Source organism: Streptomyces sp. NPDC053542, from assembly GCF_044544685.1.
GTDB lineage: Bacteria > Actinomycetota > Actinomycetes > Streptomycetales > Streptomycetaceae > Streptomyces.
The window spans coordinates 760,098-784,530 of the sequence record NZ_JBITXL010000001.1 but is presented as its reverse complement, the minus strand read 5'-3'; the positions used below and the strand labels follow the sequence as shown (position 1 = coordinate 784,530).

General features: G+C 72.1%; 22 protein-coding genes. 5 read left to right on the top strand and 17 right to left on the bottom strand.

Going from position 1 to position 24,433, the window contains the following annotated elements; translation table 11 throughout:
- The first annotated feature begins 32 nt into the window (after positions 1-32).
- From ACIGXO_RS03380 to ACIGXO_RS03360, 5 genes are all read left to right on the top strand, one after another.
- Entirely contained in the window at positions 33-989 is a 957-nt protein-coding gene (locus ACIGXO_RS03380; protein ID WP_399779991.1) for an ABC transporter permease, read from the top strand.
- Positions 982-1,851 (top strand): ABC transporter permease, encoded by an 870-nt coding sequence (locus ACIGXO_RS03375; RefSeq protein WP_399779502.1) that lies wholly within the window; start codon positions 982-984, stop codon positions 1,849-1,851. Before ACIGXO_RS03380 ends, ACIGXO_RS03375 begins: the two co-directional genes overlap by 8 nt.
- Positions 1,848-2,858, top strand: coding sequence for an ABC transporter ATP-binding protein (locus tag ACIGXO_RS03370; protein WP_399779500.1), 1,011 nt, complete (start codon positions 1,848-1,850; stop codon positions 2,856-2,858). The genes ACIGXO_RS03375 and ACIGXO_RS03370 overlap by 4 nt, the downstream gene beginning before the upstream one ends.
- Positions 2,851-3,540, top strand: a complete 690-nt coding sequence (locus ACIGXO_RS03365; RefSeq protein WP_399779498.1) for an ABC transporter ATP-binding protein — start codon at positions 2,851-2,853, stop codon at positions 3,538-3,540. Before ACIGXO_RS03370 ends, ACIGXO_RS03365 begins: the two co-directional genes overlap by 8 nt.
- A gap of 109 nt (positions 3,541-3,649) precedes the next feature.
- Complete coding sequence (locus ACIGXO_RS03360; RefSeq protein ID WP_399779496.1) at positions 3,650-3,844, top strand: hypothetical protein; 195 nt, start codon at positions 3,650-3,652, stop codon at positions 3,842-3,844.
- Positions 3,845-3,861: 17 nt separating this feature from the next.
- Here ACIGXO_RS03360 and ACIGXO_RS03355 read toward each other — a convergent pair whose 3' ends face one another.
- The 17 genes from ACIGXO_RS03355 to ACIGXO_RS03275 all read right to left on the bottom strand — a co-directional run bounded on the left by ACIGXO_RS03355 (position 3,862) and on the right by ACIGXO_RS03275 (position 24,395).
- Positions 3,862-5,106: a phosphodiester glycosidase family protein gene (locus tag ACIGXO_RS03355; RefSeq protein ID WP_399779495.1), complete on the bottom strand. Its 1,245-nt coding sequence runs from the start codon at positions 5,104-5,106 to the stop codon at positions 3,862-3,864.
- Positions 5,107-5,273: 167 nt separating this feature from the next.
- The gene (locus tag ACIGXO_RS03350; RefSeq protein ID WP_399779493.1) at positions 5,274-5,885 is read right to left on the bottom strand and encodes an N-acetylmuramoyl-L-alanine amidase; all 612 of its coding nucleotides are present in this window, start codon (positions 5,883-5,885) and stop codon (positions 5,274-5,276) included.
- Between the two features lie 281 nt (positions 5,886-6,166).
- Positions 6,167-7,582, bottom strand: a complete 1,416-nt coding sequence (locus tag ACIGXO_RS03345; RefSeq protein ID WP_399779492.1) for a family 2B encapsulin nanocompartment shell protein — start codon at positions 7,580-7,582, stop codon at positions 6,167-6,169.
- A gap of 145 nt (positions 7,583-7,727) precedes the next feature.
- On the bottom strand, positions 7,728-9,146 hold the full coding sequence (locus ACIGXO_RS03340) for a family 2B encapsulin nanocompartment shell protein (protein WP_399779489.1): 1,419 nt from the start codon (positions 9,144-9,146) through the stop codon (positions 7,728-7,730).
- Positions 9,147-9,443: 297 nt separating this feature from the next.
- Complete coding sequence (xylB, locus tag ACIGXO_RS03335; protein ID WP_399779487.1) at positions 9,444-10,874, bottom strand: xylulokinase; 1,431 nt, start codon at positions 10,872-10,874, stop codon at positions 9,444-9,446.
- A 64-nt stretch (positions 10,875-10,938) separates the two neighbouring features.
- On the bottom strand, positions 10,939-11,904 hold the full coding sequence (locus tag ACIGXO_RS03330) for an acetylxylan esterase (RefSeq protein ID WP_399779485.1): 966 nt from the start codon (positions 11,902-11,904) through the stop codon (positions 10,939-10,941).
- Positions 11,905-11,993: 89 nt separating this feature from the next.
- Positions 11,994-12,818, bottom strand: a complete 825-nt coding sequence (locus tag ACIGXO_RS03325) for an amino acid ABC transporter ATP-binding protein (RefSeq protein WP_399779483.1) — start codon at positions 12,816-12,818, stop codon at positions 11,994-11,996.
- 5 nt (positions 12,819-12,823) lie between these two features.
- Positions 12,824-13,609, bottom strand: coding sequence for an amino acid ABC transporter permease (locus ACIGXO_RS03320; protein WP_399779482.1), 786 nt, complete (start codon positions 13,607-13,609; stop codon positions 12,824-12,826).
- Positions 13,610-13,643: 34 nt separating this feature from the next.
- On the bottom strand, positions 13,644-14,441 hold the full coding sequence (locus ACIGXO_RS03315) for a basic amino acid ABC transporter substrate-binding protein (RefSeq protein ID WP_399779480.1): 798 nt from the start codon (positions 14,439-14,441) through the stop codon (positions 13,644-13,646).
- Between the two features lie 187 nt (positions 14,442-14,628).
- On the bottom strand, positions 14,629-15,549 hold the full coding sequence (gene mmuM, locus ACIGXO_RS03310) for a homocysteine S-methyltransferase (RefSeq protein ID WP_399779478.1): 921 nt from the start codon (positions 15,547-15,549) through the stop codon (positions 14,629-14,631).
- Between the two features lie 13 nt (positions 15,550-15,562).
- Complete coding sequence (locus ACIGXO_RS03305) at positions 15,563-18,505, bottom strand: glycoside hydrolase family 2 TIM barrel-domain containing protein (RefSeq protein WP_399779475.1); 2,943 nt, start codon at positions 18,503-18,505, stop codon at positions 15,563-15,565.
- 71 nt (positions 18,506-18,576) lie between these two features.
- Complete coding sequence (locus ACIGXO_RS03300) at positions 18,577-19,770, bottom strand: SfnB family sulfur acquisition oxidoreductase (protein ID WP_399779474.1); 1,194 nt, start codon at positions 19,768-19,770, stop codon at positions 18,577-18,579.
- Entirely contained in the window at positions 19,767-20,318 is a 552-nt protein-coding gene (gene ssuE, locus ACIGXO_RS03295; RefSeq protein WP_399779472.1) for an NADPH-dependent FMN reductase, read from the bottom strand. Before ssuE ends, ACIGXO_RS03300 begins: the two co-directional genes overlap by 4 nt.
- Positions 20,319-20,428: 110 nt before the next feature.
- On the bottom strand, positions 20,429-21,667 hold the full coding sequence (locus ACIGXO_RS03290; RefSeq protein WP_399779470.1) for an acyl-CoA dehydrogenase family protein: 1,239 nt from the start codon (positions 21,665-21,667) through the stop codon (positions 20,429-20,431).
- The gene (gene sfnG / locus ACIGXO_RS03285) at positions 21,664-22,803 is read right to left on the bottom strand and encodes a dimethylsulfone monooxygenase SfnG (protein WP_399779468.1); all 1,140 of its coding nucleotides are present in this window, start codon (positions 22,801-22,803) and stop codon (positions 21,664-21,666) included. The genes ACIGXO_RS03290 and sfnG overlap by 4 nt, the downstream gene beginning before the upstream one ends.
- A 223-nt stretch (positions 22,804-23,026) precedes the next feature.
- Complete coding sequence (locus ACIGXO_RS03280; protein WP_399779989.1) at positions 23,027-23,134, bottom strand: putative leader peptide; 108 nt, start codon at positions 23,132-23,134, stop codon at positions 23,027-23,029.
- A 292-nt stretch (positions 23,135-23,426) separates the two neighbouring features.
- On the bottom strand, positions 23,427-24,395 hold the full coding sequence (locus ACIGXO_RS03275) for an aminoglycoside phosphotransferase family protein (RefSeq protein ID WP_399779466.1): 969 nt from the start codon (positions 24,393-24,395) through the stop codon (positions 23,427-23,429).
- Positions 24,396-24,433: the final 38 nt, after the last annotated feature.

Here is a 24,433-nt window from a genome sequence, read left to right as displayed (position 1 = left end):
GTACACCCCTGCCCTGGGGGCCGATGGCGCGGATGACCGGACGGCGGGCCCTGCTCGCCGTCCCGGTCCTCCTCGCCGTCACCTTCGGGGTGTTCGCCATCGCGGCGGCCTCGCCCTTCGACCCGGTCAAGGCGTACGCGGGGGCCGCCGGCCTGACCGCGTCGCAGGAGAACCTCGACCAGATCCGCCACAACCTCGGCGTCGACCAGCCCCTGCTCACCCGTTGGTGGGACTGGCTGACCGGCGCCCTCACCGGCGACCTCGGCGACTCCGCCTCATTGCGCGCACCGGTCTCCCAGGTCATCGGCGAACGCATCGGCTGGTCCGTCCTGTTGTGCGCGCTCGCCTTCGTGCTCGCCGTCCTGCTCGGCACCTTGCTGGGCGTGCTCGGGGCCCGTAGGCGCGGCGGCCTGCTCGACCGTACGGTGACGGGCGCCGCGTACGCACTGGAGGCCGCGCCGCCCTTCTGGCTCGGCCTGCTCGCCATCTGGCTGTGCGCGCTGAAGTTCGGGGTGCTGCCGGCCGGCGGCCTCACCGACACCGGGAGCGGCACCGCCACCGCCGGCCAGGTCGCCCGCCATGTGGTCCTGCCCGCCCTCGTGCTGGCCGTCTCGCAGCTCCCGTGGTTCGTGCTGTACGTACGTCAGGGCGTCGGGGACGCGCTCGCCGAGGACCCGGTGCGCGGCGCGCGCTCCCGGGGCCTGCGCGAGCGGACCGTCCTGCTGCACCACGCGCTGCGCAGCGGCCTGCTGCCGGTCCTCACCCTCATCGGCTCCCGGGTGCCCGAACTGATCACCGGAGCACTGCTGGTGGAGACCGTCTTCAGCTGGCCGGGCATCGCGGCGGCCACCGTCCAGGCCGCCACCAGCGTCGACTTCCCGCTGCTGGCCGCGCTGACCGTACTGGCCACCGTCGCGGTGCTGGCCGGGAACCTGCTCTCGGACCTGCTGTACGGACTCGCCGACCCGAGGGTGGCGTTCGATGGCTGACCTCACCTGGCACCCGGCGCGGTCCCACGCCGGCCGGGACCACCGCTCCTTGAGGGTGGGCACCTCGGCCGTCGTCATGGCCGCCGTACTCCTCGCTGTCCTTCTTGTGCCGCCGCTCGTCCCGATGGACGCGCAGGCCGTCGACCTCGCCGCCAAGCTGCAAGCACCCTCCCTGGCGCACCCCTTCGGGACCGACGAGGTCGGCCGGGACCTCCTGCTGCGCTGCGTCTACGGGCTGCGCGTCTCCCTCCTGGTCGGCGTGGTCGCGGCGCTCACCGCCACGGTCATCGGCACCGCGGTCGGCGCGCTGGCGGGCGCGTTCGGCGGCTGGGCGGACAGGGCCGTGATGCGGGTCGTCGACGTCTTCTCGTCCGTGCCGCACCTGCTGCTGGGAATCTTCATCGTGGCGATGTTCCGGCCCGGCGTCTGGCCGGTGATCATCTCCGTGGGGCTCACCCACTGGCTGTCCACCGCGCGCATCGTGCGGGCCGAGGTGCTCTCGCTGCGCGGCCGTCCGTTCGTCGACGCGGCCGTCTCAGGGGGCGCCTCGCGGTGGCGGGTGGCCGTACGCCATCTCCTCCCAGGTGTGCTGCCGCGGGCCGGCCTCGCGGCCGTCCTGATGGTGCCGCACGCCATCTGGCACGAGTCCGCGCTGTCCTTCCTGGGGCTCGGCCTGCCCGCCCACGAGGCGAGCCTGGGCATCATGGTCAACTCCGCCCGCGGCTCCCTGCTGGCGGGCGACTGGTGGCCCACGCTCTTCCCCGGCCTGTTCATCATCGTGCCCACCCTCGCCGTCGCCGGCCTCGCGGGCGCCTGGCGGGAACGGCTCGACCCGCGCCGCCGATCGGAGCTGATGCTGTGAGTACCGGAGAAGCGCCTCCCGTGCTGTCCGTCCGCGGCCTCTCCGTGCGCTTCCGGATGCGCGGCGGCCGGCACGTCGCCGCCGTCACCGACGCCTCCTTCGACCTCGCGCCCGGCGAGTGCCTGGCCCTGGTCGGGGAGAGCGGCTGCGGCAAGTCCGTACTGGCCTCCGCGCTGCTCGGCCTGTTGCCCGGCAACGCGCGGACGGCCGGCTCGGCGCGGCTCGCGGGGACCGCGTCCGATGGCGCGCCGCTGCCCTCCGTAGAGCTGCTCACCGCCACAGAGAGGGAGCTGGCCCGCAGCGTGCGCGGCCGGCGGGCCGGGCTGGTCCCGCAGAGTCCCGCGGCGCACCTCACGCCCGTCCGCACCGTACGGGCCCAACTGGAGGAGACCGTCCGCGAACTGACGGACGTCCCCCGCCACGAACTGCGCTCGGCTGCAGAGGGGGCAGCCGAGCGCGCGGCCTTCCCCGCCGACCACCTCGACCGGTACCCGCACCAGCTCTCCGGCGGCCTCGCCCAGCGCGCGGCGACCGCGCTCGCGCTGGTCGGCGAGGCACCGCTGCTGATCGCCGACGAGCCGACCACCGGGCTGGACCGCGATCTGGTCGACCGTACGGTGGACGAGCTGCGCCGGCACGCGGACGACGGGCGCGCGCTGCTGATGATCACGCACGACCTCGCGGCGGCCGAGCGGATCGCCGACCGGGTCGCCGTCATGTACGCGGGCCGGATCGTCGAACTCGCCGACGCGTCGGACTTCTTCGGGGCGCCAGGCCCGCAGCACCCGTATGCGCGCGGTCTGCTCGACGCACTTCCCGAACGTGCCTTCGTACCGATCCCCGGCCAGCCGCCCGAGCTGGGCGCGCTCCCCGAAGGCTGCGCGTTCGCCGCCCGCTGCCCGCACGTGACGGCCGAGTGCGACGTCGTGCCCGAACCGGTCGACGGAGTGGCCTGCCACCACGTACCGACAGCCGCCCTGGCCACTGGAGAGGCCGCCGATGCTTGACCTCACGGACATCACCGCTGGATACGACCGCGCCCGGCCCGTTGTGCGCGGCGTCTCCTTGCGCGTCGCACCCGGTGAGGCGGTCGGGCTGCTCGGCCCCAGTGGCTGCGGCAAGTCCACGCTCGCCAAGGTGGCGGCACTGCTGCACCGCCCCGACCGGGGGAGCGTCGTGGTGGACGGACGGGCCGTGCCCGGCTGGCGGCACCGCGCCCCGAGAGAGCTGCGCACCGCCTTCGGCGTCGTCTTCCAGCAGCCCCGGCTCGCCGCCGATCCCCGGCTGCGCCTCGCCGACCTGATCGCCGAGCCGCTGCGCGCGGCCGGCCGCCGCGGCGAGGCGGCGGAGCGGCTCGCGGAACTGGTACCGCGCGTCGGCCTCGGCGCCGAACTGCTCGGCCGCCGCCCGCACGAGGTCAGCGACGGCCAGCTGCAGCGCGCCTGCCTCGCCCGCGCGCTGGTGCTGCGGCCGCGCTGGCTGATCTGCGACGAGATGACCGCGATGCTCGACGCCTCGACGACGGCCGCGCTGGTCGCGGTGGTGGAGGAGTACCGCGCGGAGTCCGGCGCGGGCCTGCTGGCCGTCGGCCACGACCGGGTACTGCTCGAACGATGGTGCGACCGTACGGTGCGGTGGGAAGAGTTGGCGCAGCATGCGCCCCAGCAGCCCCGGCAGCCCGTCCGGTGACCCGCAGTGATCACCCGTTCGGAGGACGCCTGAGAGGCAGGTGAAGGAGGCGGAATACGCCAAACTGGCGCCATTGATGGCCCGTTCGGGCCACCGAGGGAGGTTCGCCATGGCTATTTCGATCTCAGTCGTCCTGTTGCTCGTCGTGCTGGCCGTCGTCTTCATGCGCAGCGGGCAGCTGAAGCTCTCGCACGCCCTCGTGTGCGTGCTCCTCGGCTTCTTCCTCGCCGGCAGCAGCCTCGCCCCCGACATCAGCAACGGCCTCTCCGGCGCCGCCGACCTGGTCGGCAGCGTGCGGCCCTGAGGGAAGCGCCCCTCCCGTCAGAGCTGCCGCGCGAAGATCCCGATCCCGTTCGGTACCGGTCGCTCCGCGCCGCCCGAAGGGTGGTTGCGCACGGTCGCCGCGCCGCTTCCCGGCTCGCGCAGGACCAGTGTCGAGGACCCGCCGCCGTCCAGGTTCACCGCGTCCCGGGCGCCGATCCGCGTCAACAGCCCGGCGAGCTCGTCGATCGTCAGCCCGGCGTTCCCCTTCGTGCCGTCCAGCGCGAGCAGGTACAGCACCCGCCCGTCCGCGCCCACGCCCGCCGCCGTACGGACCGCCGACGCGACGGTGTCCAGGCCGGGGAGCGGCGCACCGTCCCGCAGCACCGGGAAGCCGCCCACCGCGAACCGCGCGGGGCCCGGCCGCTGCCCCACCAGCCGGTCCGTGATGCGCACCCGCTCGCCCACCGACAGCTTCCGCAGCTGCCGCGCGCCCTCTTCGCGCCCGACCAGTACCGTCGCGCCCTCGGGCACGCCCCCGCGCCCCGGCACGTCCGCGACCTTCTCGACCCGGCCGTCGCGCACCGTGACCTCCGTGGTGTCCTCACTGCACGGCGCCGCACGGTCGGTGTCCGTGCCACAGGTGGCGCGCACCCGTGAGGTGGTGCCCCACTCCGGGGTGTACGCGCCGATGCCGTCGACCGGCAGCGCGTACAGGTTCAGCCCGCGCAGCGGCAGCCGGCCGTCCGGCGTGGCCACCGAGCCGCGCAGCGACAGCCGGTCCAGGTGGGCTCGCCGGTCCGGGCCCACCGCGATGACGTCCTCGGCCGTCGTGCCGGGCGGTAAAGCGGGCCCGAACCGCTGCCCGTCCGGCACCGCCGACTTCAGCTGCCGCCCGGACGTGATCGCCGGCCCGTCGGACGCGCCCGTCGGCTCGACACCCGGGTGCTGATCCTCCGTTATGTTGAAGAAGTCGCCGTTGACGCCGGCCACCGCGCCCTGCGCGTCGGCCATCGCGGACACCGCCTTCCGGGCGCCGACCGCGCCCGCGTACAGCAGGTCGACCGAGACGTCCGGTCTCGCCAGGTCCACGGTCAGCAGGTGTCCGCGCGCGATACCGCGCGGCACCGCCATGGAGAACTGGGTGTACGTCACTCCGGAGGCCGTCGGGGCCGCCCGGCCCGTACGCAGCACGTCCGCCGAGACGGCGGCGCTCCCGCCGCCCGCCACCGCGCCGCCGGCCAGCGCACCGGCCGCCAGCAGAACCGTCAGTACCGCGCGGACACGGCCGAATCGCTGCCTCACGATCACCCCAGTTGTCACGCCGACTGTTCCTTGGCGAACGAAGTAGACCACTGGAGGGGCGCGCGCCCGCGCAGAAGCGCCGTGACACCGGCGTACGCCCCTCCGCTGGCGGCCGCCGTTCCGGGGCACCGTTCTGGGGCACCGCCCGTACGGCGGCCGCCGGGGCGTCAGGCGGCCGCGCGCACCAGGGCCATGTAGCGCGCCCAGTCCCAGTAAGGGCCCGGGTCCGTGTGGTCGGTCCCGGGCACCTCGACGTGTCCGATGATGTGCTTGCGGTCTCTCGGTATGCCGTACCGCGCGCAGACCGCGGCGGTGAGCTGCGCGGACTGCTCGTACATGGCGTCCGTGAACCACCGCGGCTCGTCCACCCAGCCCTCGTGCTCGATGCCGATGCTGCGGGTGTTGTAGCTCCAGTTGCCCGCGTGCCAGGCGACGTCGTCCTCGCGGACGAACTGGCCGATGTACCCGTCGGCCGAGCGCACGCAGTAGTGCGCGGAGACCTGGGACTTCGGATTCTGGAAGATCTTGACCGTGTCGGCGTACGTCTCCTGCGTGACATGGATGATCACCATGTCGATGGCGTACTGCGCCGGGCGGTTCGCCGCGGTGTAGTTGGCGGCAGCGGCGGGGGTCCAGTGGACGTCCGGGTAGGCGGCGGCGCGGGAACGGTGGGGGGCGGCCTGCGCCAGACCGGTGCCGAGGGGGACGAGGGCGGCGGCCGCCGCCGCGGCCCCGGTCAGCAGGCGGCGGCGGGACGGCCGGGGGATGTCGTGCTGCATGCGATCTCCTGCCGGTGTTCATGGGGGGAGGGGGATGCTCGCGAACCTGCCACGGCCCGCGGACCGTGGCGTGAGAACGTGCGCATGCGGTCCCTCGACGTCAGGAACCGCACGGCCTCTGCCAACGTTCTGCCCGGTCCGCTCATACCTCGACCAAGAACAGCGGAAATTCTTCCGAACGCTACTGCCGCCCCACTCACCGCAGTTGCTGCCTCGCGCCTGCGAGACAGGACCCGGTCCCTGCGGGCGAACCCCACCCTCCGCAGGGACCGGCGGGCCCCTCAGTGCCCGATCTCGACGTCCTCCAGGACACCCAGCGCGTCCGGCACCAGCACGGCGGCCGAGAAGTACGCGCTGACCAGGTACTTGATGATCGCCTGCTCATTGATGCCCATGAAGCGCACCGACAGGCCGGGCTGGTACTCGTCCGGAATGCCCGTCTGGTGCAGACCCACCACGCCCTGGTTCTCCTCGCCGAGACGCATGGCGATGATCGAGCTGGTCTGGTCGGGGTTGATCGGGATCTTGTTGCAGGGCAGCAGCGGGATGCCGCGCCAGGCACGCACTTCCTGGCCGCCGAACTCCACGCCCGTCGGGTAGATGCTGCGGGCGTTCCACTCCCGGCCGATGGCCGCGATGGTGCGCGGGTGCGCCAGCAGGACCTGGGTCTTGCGGCGGCGCGAGATCAGCTCGTCCAGGTCGTCCGGGGTGGGCGGGCCGGAACGGGTGTGGATGCGCTGCTTGAGATCGGCGTTGTGCAGCAGGCCGAACTCCTTGTTGTTGATCATCTCGTGCTCTTGGCGCTCGCGCAGCGCCTCGACCGTCAGCCGCAGCTGCTGGTCCAGCTGGTTCATCGGGTCGTTGTAGAGGTCGGCGACCCGGCTGTGGATCTTCAGCACGGTCTGCGCGACGCTCAGTTCGTACTCCCGCGGCGTCAGCTCGTAGTCGACGTACGTGCCCGGCAACTGCGGCTCGCCGACGTGGCCGGACGCCACCTCGATGGCCGCCTCGCCGTGCTTGTTCTGCGCGGGGATCAGCGCGGAGCGGAAGGCGTCGATGTGGTTGCGCAGCGCCTCGGAGCGGCCGGCCACCTCTTCGTAGGCGGCGCGGGGCAGTACCAGCGCCGTGCCCCGGGTGACGGCGCGGACGGTGTGCTCCCAGGTGCCGTCCCCGGACAGCAGGGCAGTGGCGCCCACGTGGTCGCCGTCGGCGAGCACGCCGAGCACGGTGTCGTCGCCGTACTTCCCCTCGCCCACGCGCTCCAGCTTGCCGTGCGCGATCAGCACCACCTGGTCCGTGGGCGTGCCGCGCTCGATGAGCACGTCGCCGGGGGCGAAGTCGCGCTGCTCGAAGCGGCCGGCCAGCCCCTCCAGCGCCGCCTGGTCGGTCAGCCCGCGCAGCGGCGCCAGTTCGCGCAGCTCGACGGGGATGACGCGGACCTCGCTGCCGGTGCTGGTGAACTCCACCCGGCCGTCGCCGAGGGTGTGGGTGAGCCGGCGGTTCACCCGGTACGTGCCGCCGGAGACCTCCGTCCAGGGCAGGACGCGCAGCAGCCAGCGGGAGGAGATCCCCTGCATCTGCGGGACGGTCTTCGTGGTGGTCGCCAGATTCCGGGCCGCCGCCGTGGCGAGGCTCGACCGGGCCTGTTCGTTCGCGGAGTCGTCGAGGCCGGATGTCGGGTCGAGCGAAGTGGTCATGGAGATGCTCACCTATTCCTGTGCCAGTGTGAAACGTGCGGCCGAAGGCCCGGCCCACGGGGCCGGGCGCCATTCGGCGGGGTCCCTTGGTGTTGTGCGTCACGGTGCGGCTTGAATTGCCGCGGTCGTGGCTTGAATTCGCGGTTCAGTGGCCGATCGTCACGTCGTCGAGAATTCCGAGTGCGTCCGGGACCAGGACGGCCGTGGAGTAGTAGGCGCTCACGAGGTAGTTCACAACGGCCTTGTCGTCGACGCCCATAAAACGGACGGACAGGCTCGGCTGGTATTCATCGGGAATTCCGGTCTGATGCAGCCCCACGACACCCTGGCGCTCCTCGCCGGTGCGCATGACGAGGATGGAACTGGTGCCTTCCTTGCTGATCGGGATCTTGTTGCAGGGGAACAGCGGCACCCCGCGCCAGGACGGCAGCGAGTGCCCCATGAAGTCCACGGCCGCCGGGTACAGGCTGTGCCGGCTGAACTCCCGCCCGATGGCCGCGATCACCTTGGGGTGGGCGAGCAGGAAGGACGGCTCCTTCCAGACCCGCGCGAGGAGTTCGTCCAGGTCGTCAGGGGTGGGCGGGCCGGTGCGGGTGGGGATGCGCTGGCGCGGGTCGGCGTTGTGCAGCAGGCCGAACTCGCGGTTGTTGATCATCTCGTGCTCTTGCCGCTCGCGCAGCGCCTCGATGGTCAGCCGCAGCTGCTCCTCGACCTGGTTCATCGGGTCGTTGTACAGGTCGCCGACGCGGGTGTGGGTGCGCAGCACGGTCTGCGCGACGCTCAGTTCGTACTCCCGCGGCTTCAGCTCGTAGTCCACGAAGGTGCTGCCGAGGACCGGCTCGCCCTGGTGGCCGGAGGCGATCTCTATGGCCGCCTCGCCGCTCTCGTTGTGCGGGGCCGGGGTGCCGGACCGCGCCGCCTCCAGATGCGCCCGCAGCGCCTCCGAGCGGCCCGTGAGCTCGCCGAGCGCGCTCGCGGCGAGCGTCAGTACGGTGACCCGCGTCACGGCGCGGTAGGTGAACTCCCAGGTCGCGTCCGGGGTGGTGAGCGGCTTGTCGCCGAGGTGGTCACCGCCGGCCAGCGCGCCGAGCGTGGTCTCGTCGCCGTACTTGCCCGTGCCGATCCGGTCCACCCGGCCGTGCGCGATCAGCACGACGCGGTCGGCCGGCGCGCCCACCTCGGCGATCACGTCGCCCGCCGCGTACTCCTGGCTCTCGAAGCGCTCGGCGAGCGCGGTGAGGACCTCCGTGTCGGTGAACTCCCGCAGCGCGGGCAGTTCGCGCAGCTCGTCGGGGATGACGCGCAGCTCGGCGCCGTCCGAGGCGAACTCGATGTGGCCGTCGCCGACGGTGTACGTCAGACGGCGGTTCACCCGGTACGTGCCGCCGGACACCTGCACCCAGGGCAGCAGCCGAAGCAGCCACCGGGAGGTGACGTTCTGCATCTGCGGCTGCGTCTTGGTGGTCGTCGCAAGATTGCGCGCCGCGGTCGTGGCCAGACTGGTCAGGTTCGTATTTTGGCTTTCGCCTCCGGCGTCGGAGAGGGTTTCTTCCTGAACCGTCACAGCTGCCCCACCCATCTCTGGAAGAAGTTGAAATCGGCCTATCCGCCGAACAGAGAAGGTAGTCGCACTGATTTTATCGGCACAATCCCTCAAATGAGTGGCGTAGAAAGGGAATTGAGTGGATAGGCTCAGCGGAACAGCTATCTCTCGGGCGCGCACAACACGCCAACCGGATGAATGCCGAGCGGGGCGCACGACGGCGCCTACGGGGCCCGCGAGTGTACTCGCCCGAGGGCGCCGCGGGCCCCGAAGAGCGGGCCTCAGCCCCCCGAAGAGCGGGCCCCGAAGAGCGGGGTCTCAGACCCCGAAGAGCGGGCCCGCCGCCGTGAGTGTCCTCGTCAGCCGCTCCCACGCCGCCGCGTCCCGCTCCACCGCCTCGTAGCGCTCGCCCCCGTCCGTCCCCCAACGCCGCGCCACCGCCGCCGGGTCCTCACCCAGCAGCAGCCCCGCCGCCTGCGCCGCGGCGCCCAGCGCCACCAGCTCGCCTTCTCGAGGCACGATGACGGCCCGCCCGGACAGCCGCCGTACGGTGTCCCGCCAGGCCCGCCCGCGCGCCCCGCCGCCGATCAGCAGCAGCGGCTCGTCCGCCGCGGTCTCCGGCCCCGCCACCAGGTCCAGCGCCCGCAGCAGCGCGAACGCCGCGCCGTCGTAGGCGGCCTGCAGCACCTGCCCGCCCGTGGTGTCGTGCCGCAGCCCGTGGAGCAGCCCCGCGGCATCGGGGAGGTTCGGCGTGCGCTCGCCGTCCAGGAAGGGCAGCACCGCCACCGAACCACCCGGCTCCACCGCCTCCCGGTCCCGGCCGAGCAGCGCCGCCATCCGGTCCACGGCGAGCGTGCAGTTCAGCGTGCAGGCCAGCGGCAGCCAGTCACCGCGCGCGTCCGCGAAACCCGCGACCGTGCCCGTCGGGTCGGCCGGCCGCCGGGTGGTCACCGCGTACACCGTCCCCGAGGTGCCGAGGCTGATGACCGGGCGCCCCGGGCGCAGCCCCAGCCCCAGGGCCGCCGCCATGTTGTCCCCCGTACCGGCCGCGACCAGCGCCCCGTGGGGCAGCGGCAGCCCTTCGGGGCGCACGGTCCCGGCGGCCTCTCCGGGGCGCGCCACCCGCGGCAGCATCTCGGTACGCAGCCCCACGTGCCCGAGGACCTCCGCGTCGTAGGACTCGGTGGCCGAGGACCACCAGCCCGTCCCCGAGGCGTCGCCGCGGTCGGTGACGGCCTCGCCCGTCAGCCGCTCGGTCAGGTAGTCGTGCGGCAGCCGCACCGCCGCGGTCGCCCGTGCCGCCGCCGGCTCCCGGTCCCGCAGCCACGCCCACTTGGCCACCGTGAACGACGGCCCGGGCAGGCTGCCCGCCCGCTCGGCCCACGCCTCGGGGCCGTCCAGCTCCTCGATGAGGCGGCGGCTCTGCGGTGCCGGCCGCACGTCGTTCCACAGCAGCGCGGGGCGTACCGGACGCCCGGCCGCGTCCAGGGTGACCAGCCCGTGCTGCTGGCCCGCCACGGAGACCGCGGACGCCTGCCGGGCGGGGTCACCACAAGCCGCCAGGGCCCGCGTCAGCGCCTCCCACCACTCCTCGGGGTCGCTCTCCCTGCCGGGCCCGGTGGAGACGGTGTGCGGCGCCTGGCCGCGCGCGGCCACCTCTCCCGTCGCCGCGTCCACGACCAACACCTTCGTGGACTGCGTGGAACTGTCCACGCCGACCACGAGCGGCCCCGCTCCCCACGCGCCCATCACCACTCCTCACTCATGTGCCCGGCACTCGGACGGACAGCCCGCTGAGCCTGCTGACTCCTCGTCATGCGAACAGCTCCCGTACGAACATGACCTCGTCCGCCTGATGGTGCACCCCGCCGCCCTCGTGGCCGTTGAACCGCCACACCCGAAGGTCCTTCGGTCCCGCGTAGTGGTGGTACGCGGCGAAGCCGGTGGAGGCCGGCGTGATGGTGTCCGCCAGGCCCGTACCGAAGAGCGCCGGCGCCTCGGCGCGAGCGGCGAAGTTCAGCCCGTCGAAGTGGTCCAGGGTGTCCAGCGCGGTATCGATGTGCAGCCGCTCTCCGGCGAAGTACGCGGCGAGTTCCGTGTACGGGCCGGCCTCGGCCACCTCGACGGCGCGCCGGATGTGCGCCATGAACGGCACCCGGACGAGCGCGGCCGCGAGCCCCGGCACCAGGCCCGCCACCGCCAGCGCCTGCGCGCCGCCCTGGCTGTTGCCCTCCACGACGATGCGGTCCGGGTCCACCCCGGAGTGCTCGCGGGCGGCCTCCACGGCCCGTACGGCGTCCGTGTAGAGCCTGCGGAAGTAGAACTCGTCCGGGTCGAGGACTCCGCGCGTCATCATCCCGCCGACGGACGGGTTGGCGGAGCCGACCGGGTCCGGCGTGTCACCGGGGCGGTTGGGCCCGGTCTGGCCGCGCGGGTCCATCACCAGGGTGGCGTACCCGGCGGCCGGCCAGAGCAGCCAGTCGTGCGGCAGGCTGCGCCCGCCCCCGTAGCCGAGGTACCGCACGACGCACGGCAGCGGCCGCTCCGCGCCGCGCGGCAGCAGGAACCAGCCGCGGATACGGTGCCCGCCGAAGCCGGAGAACTCCACGTCGTAGCTGTCCAGCAGGTCCAGGCCCACGTCGATGGGGGTGAAGCGGGCGTCGAGCGGGCAGGCACGCGCCTCCTTGAGCGTGCGCTGCCAGAAGGCGTCAAAGCCGGCCGGCTCGGGCCGTTCAGGGCGGTAGGTGCGCAGGTCTTCGAGGGGCATGTCGACGAACACCGGCGGGCTCCTGTGCGGCTCGGGGAAATCCGATCACCGCTCACCATGCCCCGTTGCGGGCCCGACGTCACCGCCCGGCCCGCACCGTCTCACCGGTCGACGCGTTTGCCGCTCGGCCCCGTGTCGGGGACCTCGCCCACCTCCGCCGCCGCCGGGTCCAGTACGCGCGCCAGGAAGGTCCGCGTGCGCTCGTGCTGCGGGTCGCCCACGACCCGCTCCGGGGTGCCCTCTTCGACGATGACTCCACCGTCCATGAAGACCACCCGGTCGGCGACCTCCCGGGCGAAGCTCATCTCATGGGTGACGACGAGCATCGTCATGCCCTCGTCCGCCAGCGAGCGCATTACCGCGAGCACATCGCCCACCAGCTCGGGGTCGAGTGCGGAGGTCGGCTCATCGAAGAGCATCAGCTCCGGCTCCATGGAGAGCGCGCGGGCGATGGCCACCCGCTGCTGCTGCCCTCCGGAGAGCTGCGCCGGGTACGAGTCCGCCTTGTCGCTCAAACCCACCCGCGCCAGGTTCGCCCGGGCGACCTTCTCAGCTCCGGCCTTGTCCCTGCGGAGCACCCGCCGCTGGGCGATCGTCAGGTTCTCCAGGGCGGTCAGGTGCGGGAAGAGGTTGAAGGACTGGAAGACCATGCCGATCCGCCGCCGTACGCGGTCGATGTCCACGTCCGGGTGGGTGACCTCCGTACCGGCCACGGTGACCTTCCCCGCGGTCGGCTCCTCCAGGAGGTTCACACAGCGCAGCAGCGTCGACTTGCCCGAGCCGGAAGGCCCGATGACGCACACCACCTCGCCGCGTCCGACCGAGAAGTCGATGCCCTTGAGCACCTCGAGCTCTCCGAAGGACTTGTGGAGGCCGGAGACCTCGATGGCCCGGGAGTACGGGGCCGGCACCTTGTCCGTTGCCATGCGGGTCACCTGGCCTTCGCCGTTCGGGCCTCGAGCCGCCGGACGAGGTGCCCGAGCGGGAGGGTGATCACGAGGTAGAGCAGGCCCGCGACCAGGATCGGCGTCAGGCTCTTGTACTCGTTGAGCGCGTCCCGGCCGAAGTTGGCCAGCTCGTACTGGCCGAGCGACAGCCCGAGCAGGTACACCAGCGAGGAGTCCTTGGTCAGCAGGATCAGCTCGTTGGTCAGCGGCGGCAGGACGATGCGGAACGCCTGCGGGATGACGATGGAGACCATCGCCCGGCCGTGCGACATGCCGAGCGAACGGGCCGCCTCCGTCTGCCCTTTGGGCACCGCCAGGATGCCCGCCCTGATGGTCTCCGCCATGTAGGCGGCGCCGACGAGCCCCAGGGAGAGCATCACGGTGACGTACTGGTCCAGCGCCACTTCGAAGGCGAGCGGCACACCGAAGCCCAGCGCGATGAAGACCAGAAGGGCGGGCACGCCACGGAAGAACTCGATGTACGTGACGGCGATCCAGCGGTACGGGGGCACCGACGACAGCCGCATCAGCGCCAGGACCAGCCCCAGCACCAGCCCGAACCCGAAGCCGAGCAGCGTGTAGAGGACCGTGTTGACCAGCGCGGTGGTGATGATGTCGGGGAACAGTTCGCGCGCGATGCCGACGTCGAAGAACGCCCGCCGCAGCTGCCCCCAGTCGGCGACCAGCGCGACGACGACCACGATGACGGCCAGCAGGGCGTACTGCGACCCACGGAACACCCGGGTCCGTTGCCGTTTGGACAGCGACATGCGTGCGGAACTCCTCAGGGGTGGACGGCGCGGGTCAGTTCTGCGGCGTGGTGCCGAACCACTTCTTGTAGATCCGGTCGTAGCTGCCGTCGGCCTTGGCCTTCTTCAGCGCGGCGTTGACCTTCTTGCGCAGCGCGTCGTTGCCCTTGGCCATGCCGATGCCGTAGTGCTCACCCGTGTTGAACTCCGCGGTGACCTCGGTGTCGGGGTTGGACTTGACGTAGTCGAACAGCGCCCCGTTGTCGTTGATGCCGGCGTCCACCTTGCCGGTCTTCACGGCGGTCAGCAGTAGCCCGAGGTCCTCGTACTCCACGAGGTCCACGTCCTTGCCGGCGTGCTTCTTGGCGTAGATGCCGCCGGTGGTGGCCTTCTGGTAGCCGAGCTTGCGGCCCTTGAGGTCCTCGACCTTCTTGTAGGGCTTGCCCTTCTTCGTGATCAGCGCCTGGGTGGCGTTGAAGTACGGATCGGAGAAGTCCATGACCTTCTTGCGCTCCGGCGTGATGGTCATGCCCGCCGCGGCCAGGTCGCACTTGCGAATATTGAAGTCCTGGCCGGTCTCGATGCCTTCGAAGGGCGTGTTGACGATCTCCTGCTGGACGTTCATGTCCTTGGCGATCAGGTCGACGAGGTCCACGTCGAATCCGACGATCTTTTCGCCCTTCTTCACCTGGAAGGGCGGGTACGGCAGGTGCGTGCAAGTCTTGAGCGTCCCCTTGGACACCAGCTGCAATCCGGAGCCCTGCTTCCCCTCGGACTTCGTGCTGGTGCAGCCGGCCGCCAGGGCGACGGCCGCGACGACGGCTATGACAGGCAGCGACGAGCGAGCTGACACCGGTCCTCCTGGGGAAACATTGAAGATCAACAGTGACCTGCCGACGGCGAGTTGGGCTGAATCCTGCCACCGGCCGTGTCCGCTGTCTCCGGCGTGGGGGTTGCGTCTGCATAACGACCTTGATCCGTGACACGCACGAAACGGCCCCGCCACTTACGGGCGGGGCCGCAGCGCATCAGAGAAGGCGTCAGCGCTGGATGAGGCCGGAGAGGGCGGAGATGGAGTCGGGGCCCACGCGGCAGCAGCCACCGATGAGGCGTGCGCCGCGCGCCGTCCACGCCGTCACGCGCTCCGGCGTGAACGTCGACCGCCCGCGCCATGCACGCGCCTGCGCGTCCCACTCCTCACCGCTGTTCGGATAGACCACGACCGGCTTGCCGGTCACCCGCGCCGCCAGCTCCACCGCCGCGTCCGCGTCCTCCGGTACGCAGCAGTTGACCCCGACGGCGACGATTTCCTCCGCCTCGGCAGCGAGCGCGAACGCCTCCGCGAGCGGCTGCCCGGCCCGCGTCCGGCCGCCCTCGATGCTGTACGACAGCCACGCCGGCACCCCGAGGCCGCGCACCGCGCGCACCAGCGCCTGCCCCTCGTCGGCGTCCGGCACCGTCTCCAGTGCGAACACATCTGGTTCCGCGGCCGCCAGGACCTCCAGTCGCGGCCGGTGGAACCGCTCCAGCTCGGCGACGCTCAGGCCGTACCGGCCGCGGTACTCGGAGCCGTCCGCGAGCATCGCGCCGTACGGGCCGGCGGAGGCCGCGACGTACAGCGGCCCCGGCACGCCGCCCTTCATAGCGAGTCCGGCGGCCTCCCGGGCCAGCTCCACACTGCGGCGCAGCAGACCGGCCGCCGCCTCCCGGCCGACGCCGCGGTGCGCGAAGCCCTCGAAGGTGGCCTGGTAGCTGGAGGTGATCGCAACCTGGGCGCCCGCTTCGTAGTACGCACGATGCGCGGCGGTGATCGCGTCCGGCTGTTCGGCGAGCAGCCGGGCCGACCACAGCTCGTCACTGAGGTCGTGCCCGGCCGACTCCAGCTGGTTGGACAGCCCGCCGTCGAGGACGACGGGGCCGCGGGCCAGGGCTTCCGCGAACGAGGGGGAGGAAGTACTCATGCCATGAAGCCTGTCATTCCAGCGGCCGGAAGGTGAAAGCGAACGCGGCGGGAGCGGCTTCGAGGCGGTACCGCGGGAGCACGCCCGGGCCGCACGACCCGCTGCCGATCCCGTGCTGTGCGTGGTCCAGGTTCAGCCAGACCCGGTCACCGGCCACCAGGTCCGGGGTGTGCCGGGCGGCGTCCAGCTCCTCGGAGGTCCAGCGTCGCGCGGTGAAGAAGTACGCCGGGTCTCCTTCGATACGCAGCCCCGTCCCGTCCGTACGCGTCAGCTCCGCCCATCGCACGCCGATCCGCGCGCCGTTCTCCTGCGGCCGTACGTACGGAGTCTGGAGCGCGTCGACGGGCAGCGACCAGCGACCCACGCGGGCCGCTGCGGACGTGTCCGGGTACGCCTCACCCGGACCGCCGCCGAACCACCGAACGGAGCCCAGATCGCCGTCCAGGCCCATCCGCACCCCCAGCCGCGGCACCGGCGCCGGCCAGTCGCCCTCGGGAGTCACCGCCACCTCCATCCGCAGCGCCGCCCCGTCCGAGGTCCAGCGGTGCACTACGGCGAAGCCCAGGCTCGTGGCGGCCGGCGCCACCCTGGTACGGACGACCAGCGCGTCCCCCTCCGCCGCCACCGCGTCCGTGCGGTGCCGCATCCGGTGCAGGCCGATCCGCCGCCACTCGGGTCCGCAACGCTGCCCCGGCTGCCAGGGCGCGCCCTCGTCGTTGTCCGTGGGCGCCCGCCAGACGTCCAGCCGCGGGCCGGTCACGGAGGAGTCGCCGAGACGGCTCAGGACCCCGGTCGAGGCATCGAAGACACCCGGGCCGAGAGCGAGGGTCCCGCCCGCGACCCGCCGCGGAGCCGCGCTCGGCGTCCACGGCCGCGGCACCGGAAGCGGCGCGGCCGGCAGCTGCCCCCACGCGACCTCGTGCCCGGCCTCGGCCCACGCGGTGTCCTCGGCCAGCACCGCCCGTACCGTCCACAGCGCCTCGCCGTCCCGAGGCGCGTCCTCGGGCGGCGCCGGAAGCTTCACCTCGGCGCTCTCGCCGGGCAGCAGCGGCGGCACCGCGAGCGCCCCCTCCGCGACCGGCCGGCCCTCGACCTCGTAGCTCCAGGAGAAGGCGAGCGCGGAGAGGTCGGCGAAGTCCCGCAGATTGGTGACGCGCACCGCCCCGGGTACGCCGTCCGGACCGACCGCTTCAAAACGGACCGGCTCGATGACCTTCTTGTACTCGATCAGCCCGGGGGAGGGCACGCGCTCCGGGAAGACCAGCCCGTCGCACACGAAGTTGCCGTCGTGCAGCTCCTCGCCGAAGTCCCCGCCGTACGCGTGGTACCGGACGCCGTCCGCGGTGTACTGGCGCAGCCCGTGGTCGATCCACTCCCACACGAAGCCGCCCTGGCAGCGCTCGTAGGTCTCGAAGAGCCGCTGGTAGTCACCGAGCCCGCCGGGGCCGTTCCCCATGGCGTGCGCGTACTCGCACAGTACGAAGGGCAGGCCGCGGCGCCGGGCGTCCAGAGCGGCGTCCGGGAGCGGCTCCTCCGTACGCCGCCCGATCCGTTCGACCTCGGCGTGGTCCGCGTACATCCGCGAGTAGACGTCGGTGTCGGCGCAGCTCGGGTCGCCCTCGTAGTGCAGCGGCCGGGAGGGGTCGCGCTCCCGCATCCACGCGGCCATCGCGGACAGCCCGCGCCCGGTGCCGCACTCGTTGCCGAGGGACCACATGATGACGGACGGGTGGTTCTTGTCGCGCTCGACCATCCTGCGGGCCCGGTCCAGCAGCGCCGGCGTCCAGCGCTCGTCGTCGACGGGATTGCCCCGCCAGCCCTGCTGGGCGAAGCCGTGCGTCTCCAGATCGCACTCGTCGACCACCCACAGCCCCAGCTCGTCGCAGAGCGCCAGGAAGGCCGGAGCGGGCGGATAGTGACTGGTGCGCACGGCGTTGATGTTGTGCTGCTTCATCAGCAGCAGATCGCGCCGCATGACGTCCGCTCCCACCGCGCGCCCGTGCGCCGGGTCGAACTCGTGCCGGTTGACGCCGCGCAGCAGAATCGACCGCCCGTTGACCTTCAGCAGCCCGTCCTCGACGACGACCGTGCGGAATCCGATGCGCAGCGGCACTCGCTCCCCGGAAGTGGCCAGCTCCGCGTCGTACAGCCGGGGCGTCTCCGCCGTCCATGGCTCGACCGGCACCGTCGCGCTCTCCCCGGCCGCCAGGTCCAGGCCCAGCTCCGGTACGGTCACCCGCCCCGCGGGGTCGCTGTCCACGCGCAGCGTGCCCCGCCCGGTGCGGTGGTCGTACTCGGCGTGCACGAAGGCGTCCCGCACGGCGCCCTCGGGGCGGTGCCGCAGCTCCACCTCGCGGAAGACGCCCGGCAGCCACCACTGGTCCTGGTCCTCCAGGTAGCTGCCGGACGACCACTGGTGCACGCGCACGGCCAGGACGTTGCGCCCGGGCCGCAGCAAGGGGCCCGCCTCGAACTCGTGCGGCAGCCTGCTGCCCTTGAAGTGCCCCAGCTCGCTGCCGTTCAGCCACACCCGGGCGCAGGACTCGACGCCCCCGAAGTGGAGCACGGCGGAGCCCGCCGGCCAGTCGGCCGGGAGGTCGAACGCGTACCGGTGGTCGCCGGTGGGATTCTCGTCCGGAACCCGGGGCGGGTCCACGGGGAACGGATACCCGGTGTTGGTGTACGCCGGGGCGCCGTGTCCCTGGAGCACCCAGTGGCCCGGCACCCGCAGCTCCTCCCATGCCGAGTCGTCGTACTCGGGGCGGGCGAAGCTCGTGTCCTCGGAGGCCGCGGTCGGCGACAGCCGGAACCGCCAGGTCCCGCCGAGCGGCAGCCGGGCGGCGTCCGACCCGGGCAGCCAGGCGCCGGGCGGCAGACAGCCGCTCCCCGGCGTCACGTCTTCGTAGTACGGCACGTCTTCTTCGGAATGCGGCACGTCTTCCTCGTACGTCACCATGCCGCCAGCGAAGCACGCACGCCTCCCGATTGCGACCACATCCGGCTGTTCACCGGGTGTGCCCCCGCCGTTCAGAGGAGGCCGTGCCGCGGCGGCCTGGTGCCGTTCAGGACGTACCGCCCGATGTGCTGCACCTTCCAGCGCACGGGGTCGTGCAGCGTGTGGGTGCGCGCGTCGCGCCAGTGCCGGTTCAGGTTCAGCCCGTTCAGCGCCGCGCGGGTGCCGGCCACCTCGAAGAGCGCGCTGCCGGCCTCCACGGCCGTCCGCGCGGCCTGCACCTTGGCGGCGGCCACCGCGATGGACGCCTCGGCCGCGCTGTCGTCGGTGAGGTGAGCGCCCGCCGCGTCGACGCCGCGGGCCGCCTCGGTCAGCAGCGCGCCCGCGGCCCGCACCCCGAGGGCCAGCTCGCCGAACTGCTGGATCACCAGCGGGTCCTCGGCAGCGGTCTCCAGGCCGCTCTCGAACCACGGCCGGCTCTTGGCCCGGACGAACTCCGCCGCCTCGGAGAGCGCGCCCTCGGCGATCCCGGTGTCGATCGCCGCGTGCAGCAACTGGGCGAGCGCGCCGTGCAGCTGCGGGCCCCGGAAGGTGAGGTGGTGCGGCACCACACGGTCGCGCGGGACCAGGACAGACTCCAGCCGCACGGTGCCGCTGGCGGTGGTGCGCTGGCCCATGCCGTCCCAGTCGTCCACGACCGTCACACCGGGCGCGTGGCGCGGTACGTAGGCGACGTGCAGCTCCTCGTCGGCGCCGCGGGCCAGCACCGGGATCCAGTCCGCGAACAGGGCACCCGTGGAGTAGTGCTTGGTGCCCTCCAGGACGTACGAGCCGTCCGGCTGCGGTACGAGCCGGGTGCGGATGTCCTGGACGTGCTTGGTTCCCGCCTCCGACTGGGCGTTGCCCAGCCGCCGGCCGGCCAGCACCTCCTCGAAGAAGAACTTCTGCTGCTCCGCCGTCCCCTGGCGGCGCAGCACCGCCACGTACACGAAGTGGCTCTGCGGAATCTGCGCCAGGCTCGCGTCGGCGCTCGCCAGCAGCCGGAAGACCCCGGCGAGCGTTTCGGCCGACACGTCCGCGCCACCGTGTGCGCGCGGCACCGTAATGCCGAGCAGGCCGCTGTCGGAGAGCCGGTCCAGCTCCGGGCGCGGCAGCCGGCGCTCGGCGTCCCGGTGCGCCGCGCCGGTACGGAACTCCGCCGCCAGTTCGGCCGCGACCGCCAGCGCCTCCGCGTCGTCGGCGATCACATGAGCGACGGGGCCGGTCACGCCGCGACTCGCAGGGGCGTACGGTCCAGCGCCGCAGCGAACTGGCCGAGCACCCCGTCCAGCGCTTCACGCGTCCCCGGCGCCACGTGGACGCCGCCGCCCTCCTGGACGGTGATGTCGCGGTCCAGGACGAACCAGCCCTGCACGATGTGCGAGGCGCCCATCGAGGACAGCACGGGCCGCAGTGCGTAGTCGATCGCGAGGACGTGCGCCGTGGACCCGCCGGTGGCCAGCGGCAGCACGGTCTTGCCGGCCAGCGCGTACTGCGGCAACAGGTCGAGCAGGGACTTCAGCAGGCCGGAGTAGGCCGCCTTGTAGACGGGCGTGCCGATGACGATGCCGTCGGCCTGTTCGACGAGTCGGGTGGCCCGGACGATCGCAGGGTGGGAGAAGTCGGCGCCCAGGAGTGCCTCGGCGGGCAGCGTCCGGACGTCCAGCGGGATCACTTCGTGTCCCTGTGCGGTGAGCGTGGCATCCAGATGGCGCAGCAGTCGCGCCGTACGGGAGGTGGGGGAGGGGCTTCCGGAGAGAGACAGCACGGTGGCCATGGAGGTTCACCTCGGGGTGTGTGGTGGTGCGAACGCGTACGAGGGGAGCGGCGGGCCCGCCCGGTTCGGGCCCGCCGCGGTGTGCCGGCGAGTACCGGGTGGCGAGCGGCTTACGAGTACCAGGTGGGCTCCGGCAGCTCGCCCGTGAGCACGAAGCGGCCGACTTCGCGGCGCTTGTAGGCGACGGGGTCGTGCAGGGTGTGCGTCCGGATGTTGCGCCAGAAGCGGTCCAGGCCCTCGGAGGACGCCGTGGACCGTGCGCCGGTCACCTCGAAGATCCGGTTCGCCACCTCCAGGGCCACGTCCGTCGCCCGCGCCTTCACGGCCGCCACCCGTACCTCGTGCTCACCGCGGTCCCGTTCGGTCACCGCATCGGGGTCGGAGTGCAGCGCCCAGCCCTCCTCGGCCACCTGGTCGGCCAGCGCCTCGGCGGCCCACAGCTTCGCCGTCAGATCCCCGTACGTGTCGATCACGTACGGCTCGTCCACGGCCCGCTCGTGGCCGCCGTGCAGCCACGAGCGGGCCTTGGTACGTGTGTAGGTCCCCGCCGTCTCCAGCGCGCCGGCCGCGATCCCCAGGTAGAAGTGCGCGAACACCAGCTGGATGGTGGGCACGTTGAGGGTGTTGTAGACCCGCCGCTGGAACGTCTTGTCTACGTAGCCCGCCGCCGCGCTCCACGGGACGCGCACCCCGTCGATCGTCACACTGCCGCTCTCCGTGAGCCGCTGCCCGATGTTGTCCCAGTCGTCGTGGAAGGTCAGGCCCGCGCTGTCGGACGGCACGATGGCGAAGACATGGTCGCCCGCGGGGTTGTCGGGCCCCACGCTGCCCTCCAGGACGCCCTCCAGCACGGTGACGTCGGAGACCTTGCTCCCGGTGGAGAAGGACTTCCGCCCGGTGAACGTCAAGGTGTCGCCCTCGTCCCGTACGACGACGTCGTTGTCGCGCGGGTTGACGGCGCCCCCGAAGAACCAGCGGTTGCGAGCGGCCTCGGCCTCCACGTGCTCCCACTGCTCCCGGGTGCCGACCAGCCGGGCCGCCCAGTTCCACAGGTAGTGGTAGCCGAGCAGCTGGCCGATCGATCCGTCGGCCTTGGCGACCTCGCGCACCACCCGGTACGCGGTCGGCCAGTCCTGGCCGCCCCCGCCGTGCTCGACCGGGCCCAGGAGGGTGACCAGTCCGGAGTCCTTGAGCAGCCGGACCTCGTCGTACGGGGTGGCGCCGGCCCGGTCCCGGGCGGCGGCGTCCGTCGCGAGGACGGCGGCGACCTCGGCGGCGCGGTCGACCCAGGCATCGGAGGTGGCGGGTGCGGGGCGCTGCTGCCAGTCGGTGTGCGCGGCGGTGCTCATACCAGTACTCCTTCGGAGAGGTTCTCGTCCTGGGCTTCCAGTTCGCGTACGAGCGGCAGCACCCGCTCGCCGAAGTACTCGACCTCTTCCAGGTAGTGCAGGAAACCGAGCAGGAAGAGGTCGACGCCGAGCTTCTTGTAGGCCACGATGCGCTCGGCGATCTGTTCCGGTGTGCCGATCAGTCCCGTACGGAACCCGTCGTTGTACTGGACGAGGTCCTCGAACGAGGAGTCCTGCCACATGCCCTTGCCGTCGGCGGTGGAGCTGCCCGCCTGCCGGACCGCCTCGCCGAAGCCCTGGACCGCCTGTGTGTCCGCCTTGGCGACGATCTCGCGCAGGACCTCCCGGGCCTCCTTCTCGGTGTCCCGGGCGATCAGAAAGCCGTTCAGGCCGAATCTGGGGGCGTTGCGGCCGGCGGCCGCGGCCGACTCCCGGACGTCCGTGAGCTGTTCGGTGACCCCGTCGAAGTCCTTGCCGTTGCTGAAGTACCAGTCGGAGACCCGGCCGGCCATCGCGCGGGCCGCGGTGGAGTTGCCGCCCTGGAAGATCTCGGGGTGCGGGCGCTCCTCGGTGTTCAGCGGCTTCGGCTTCAGCGAGAAGTCCCGGATCCGGTAGAAGTCTCCGGCCAGTTCGGCGTGGTCCTCGGTCCACACCGCCCGAAGGGCGCGGATGAACTCCTCGGCGCGCCGGTAGCGTTCGTCGTGCTCCAGCCACGGTTCGCCGAGCGCGGTGAACTCCTGCTTGAACCAGCCGCTGACCACGTTGACGGCGAACCGGCCGCCGGAGAGGTGGTCGGCGGTGGCTCCGAACTTGGCGAGCACACCCGGGTGCCACAGCCCCGGGTGGACGGCGGCGATGACCTTCAGGCGCTCGGTGGCGAGCAGCAGCGCCAGGCTGAACGAGGTCGACTCGTGCTGGTTCTCGGCGCCGTAACTGGCCATGTAGCGGACCTGGCTCAGCGCGTACTCGAAGCCGTTGTTTTCGGCCAGCCGGGCGAGCTTGCGGTTGTACTCGTAGCCCCAGTCGGTGCGCTGTTCGATGGTGCTGGTGACCAGGCCACCGCTGACATTGGGCACCCAGTAGGCGAACCGCGCCGGGCCGCCGGCGGGTTGTGGAACATGAGCGGATGCGGACATGAAAGAACTCCGGATCGCTGAAAAGGGCAGGGGGAATCGAGGGGCTGGGGACCGAAGGGAAGGCCCGTCAGGGCAGGCGGAATCACCGGTCGCGGAAATGCACGGAAAGCCCGTAAAAGAGAGACCGCGGCGCGCGTGAACACCCGTGAATCATGGGGAAAACGTGGCGCGCGTACGCGGAATTACCGGACCGGTGAGTGTCCGTGAAAAGAGAAGGCGACGCTCAGGCCGACGGCCGACACAGGGCACTGGAGACCCGGACGAGGTCGACGTGGCGCCGCTCCGTCAGGCGCTCAGTCAAGCGCTGCGGCAGACTCGCTCGCGGCTTCATCAACACGTCACCTCCCTGCAACATTTCTTCCGGAACGGGCCGTGAACGGCCTCCGGGTGGGCCCTTCCGGGGAAATCCCGGCGGCACTGCCGGCGAGTTTACCGTCAGGATGCGCATCGGTCGATTCGGCATCCTTGAGGTGGTGACAGGTTCCCCCGTGAAGCGTCGCCCCGTCAATATGCAACGGCAGATCTCCCCCGGCACTCGCACATGTGAGAATCGCTCCCGGACCGCCAAAAGGAAAGCGGGCCGGTGTGGCGAGCAATGGAACACTGGAAGGCGCAGGTCTCCCTTACCGGCTGAGGAGATCCGGACCGAGCGGAGGACGCTCGCGCCACTGATCGACCATGGGGGCCAGCATCGGGCCCAGTTCCGGCATCGAGGGCACGACCGCCAGCGCCCCCACCACCTGGAGCAGCCGCGCCCGCTCCATGACGTCCAGCAGCGAGCGGTCCAGACGGCGGCCGCTCACACGCTCGTACTCCGCTGTCGCGCGCGGCGCCACCATGGCCAGGTCCCACTCCACGGGGCCACAGGTGACGTCCTCGAAGTCGCTGAAGAGATACCCCTCGGCGGTCCGCAGGAGGTTGTACGCCGGCCCGTCCCCGTGCAGCGGCTGGATGCGGGCCCCGGGAAAGTGGCCGGGCAGGTCGGCCGCGAGCGCTTCGATGACCGCGTACTCCTGCTCCGCCCGGTCCAGGTCGGCGGTCGTCAGGCCCTGCGGCTCCTTCCGCAGCGCGGCCAGCAGCGGCTCGACCGTGGGCACCACGGGGGAGAGCACGGGCAGCTCGCCCGGGTACCGGGCAAGGAAGCCGTGCAGCTGCGCCGTCCAGCCCGTCTGCTCGACGAAGCGGTCCTCAAGCGCCTCCGGGCCGGCCTCAAGCGCCTCGCGCAACGGATCCTTCTCGTCGACGAACTCCCAAAAGGTCAGCGACCGGCCGTCGCACGGGACGGGCTCCCGAGGCACCAGCGGGCTGGGCCGTACGACCGGCGCTCCCGCGTCGGCCAGCCAGCCCGCCACGTCCAGTTCGCGCCGCTGCTTGACCGCCTGCTCCTCGGCCGACACCAGAGCCAGCGACGGTACACGGACGACCACCGGGTCCGGCGCGAGATGCACGAGGACGTTGAAGACGTCGTGCAGTACCCGTGGTTCGTCCGCCCGCAGGCCCAGCCGCCGCGCCGCTGTGACCGCGATGCGCACGGCGCGCTCGGCGCGTTCGCTGAGGGGACCGCCGGAGGAGCTCGGGCTCGGATTCGCCATGGTCCGATCATGGCGACCGGTGTGCACGCTGTCGACGG

Coding starts and splice junctions, on each gene's coding strand:
- ACIGXO_RS03360 (WP_399779496.1), top strand. CDS start 3,650: ATGGCTATTTCGATCTCAGTCGTCCTGTTGCTCGTCGTGCTGGCCGTC.
- ACIGXO_RS03380 (WP_399779991.1), top strand. CDS start 33: ATGACCGGACGGCGGGCCCTGCTCGCCGTCCCGGTCCTCCTCGCCGTC.
- ACIGXO_RS03290 (WP_399779470.1), bottom strand. CDS start 21,667: ATGAGCACCGCCGCGCACACCGACTGGCAGCAGCGCCCCGCACCCGCC.
- ACIGXO_RS03305 (WP_399779475.1), bottom strand. CDS start 18,505: ATGGTGACGTACGAGGAAGACGTGCCGCATTCCGAAGAAGACGTGCCG.
- xylB (WP_399779487.1), bottom strand. CDS start 10,874: ATGGGCGCGTGGGGAGCGGGGCCGCTCGTGGTCGGCGTGGACAGTTCC.
- mmuM (WP_399779478.1), bottom strand. CDS start 15,549: ATGAGTACTTCCTCCCCCTCGTTCGCGGAAGCCCTGGCCCGCGGCCCC.
- ACIGXO_RS03375 (WP_399779502.1), top strand. CDS start 982: ATGGCTGACCTCACCTGGCACCCGGCGCGGTCCCACGCCGGCCGGGAC.
- ACIGXO_RS03365 (WP_399779498.1), top strand. CDS start 2,851: ATGCTTGACCTCACGGACATCACCGCTGGATACGACCGCGCCCGGCCC.
- ACIGXO_RS03280 (WP_399779989.1), bottom strand. CDS start 23,134: ATGAAGCCGCGAGCGAGTCTGCCGCAGCGCTTGACTGAGCGCCTGACG.
- ACIGXO_RS03275 (WP_399779466.1), bottom strand. CDS start 24,395: ATGGCGAATCCGAGCCCGAGCTCCTCCGGCGGTCCCCTCAGCGAACGC.
- sfnG (WP_399779468.1), bottom strand. CDS start 22,803: ATGTCCGCATCCGCTCATGTTCCACAACCCGCCGGCGGCCCGGCGCGG.
- ssuE (WP_399779472.1), bottom strand. CDS start 20,318: ATGGCCACCGTGCTGTCTCTCTCCGGAAGCCCCTCCCCCACCTCCCGT.
- ACIGXO_RS03320 (WP_399779482.1), bottom strand. CDS start 13,609: ATGTCGCTGTCCAAACGGCAACGGACCCGGGTGTTCCGTGGGTCGCAG.
- ACIGXO_RS03325 (WP_399779483.1), bottom strand. CDS start 12,818: ATGGCAACGGACAAGGTGCCGGCCCCGTACTCCCGGGCCATCGAGGTC.
- ACIGXO_RS03350 (WP_399779493.1), bottom strand. CDS start 5,885: ATGCAGCACGACATCCCCCGGCCGTCCCGCCGCCGCCTGCTGACCGGG.
- ACIGXO_RS03345 (WP_399779492.1), bottom strand. CDS start 7,582: ATGACCACTTCGCTCGACCCGACATCCGGCCTCGACGACTCCGCGAAC.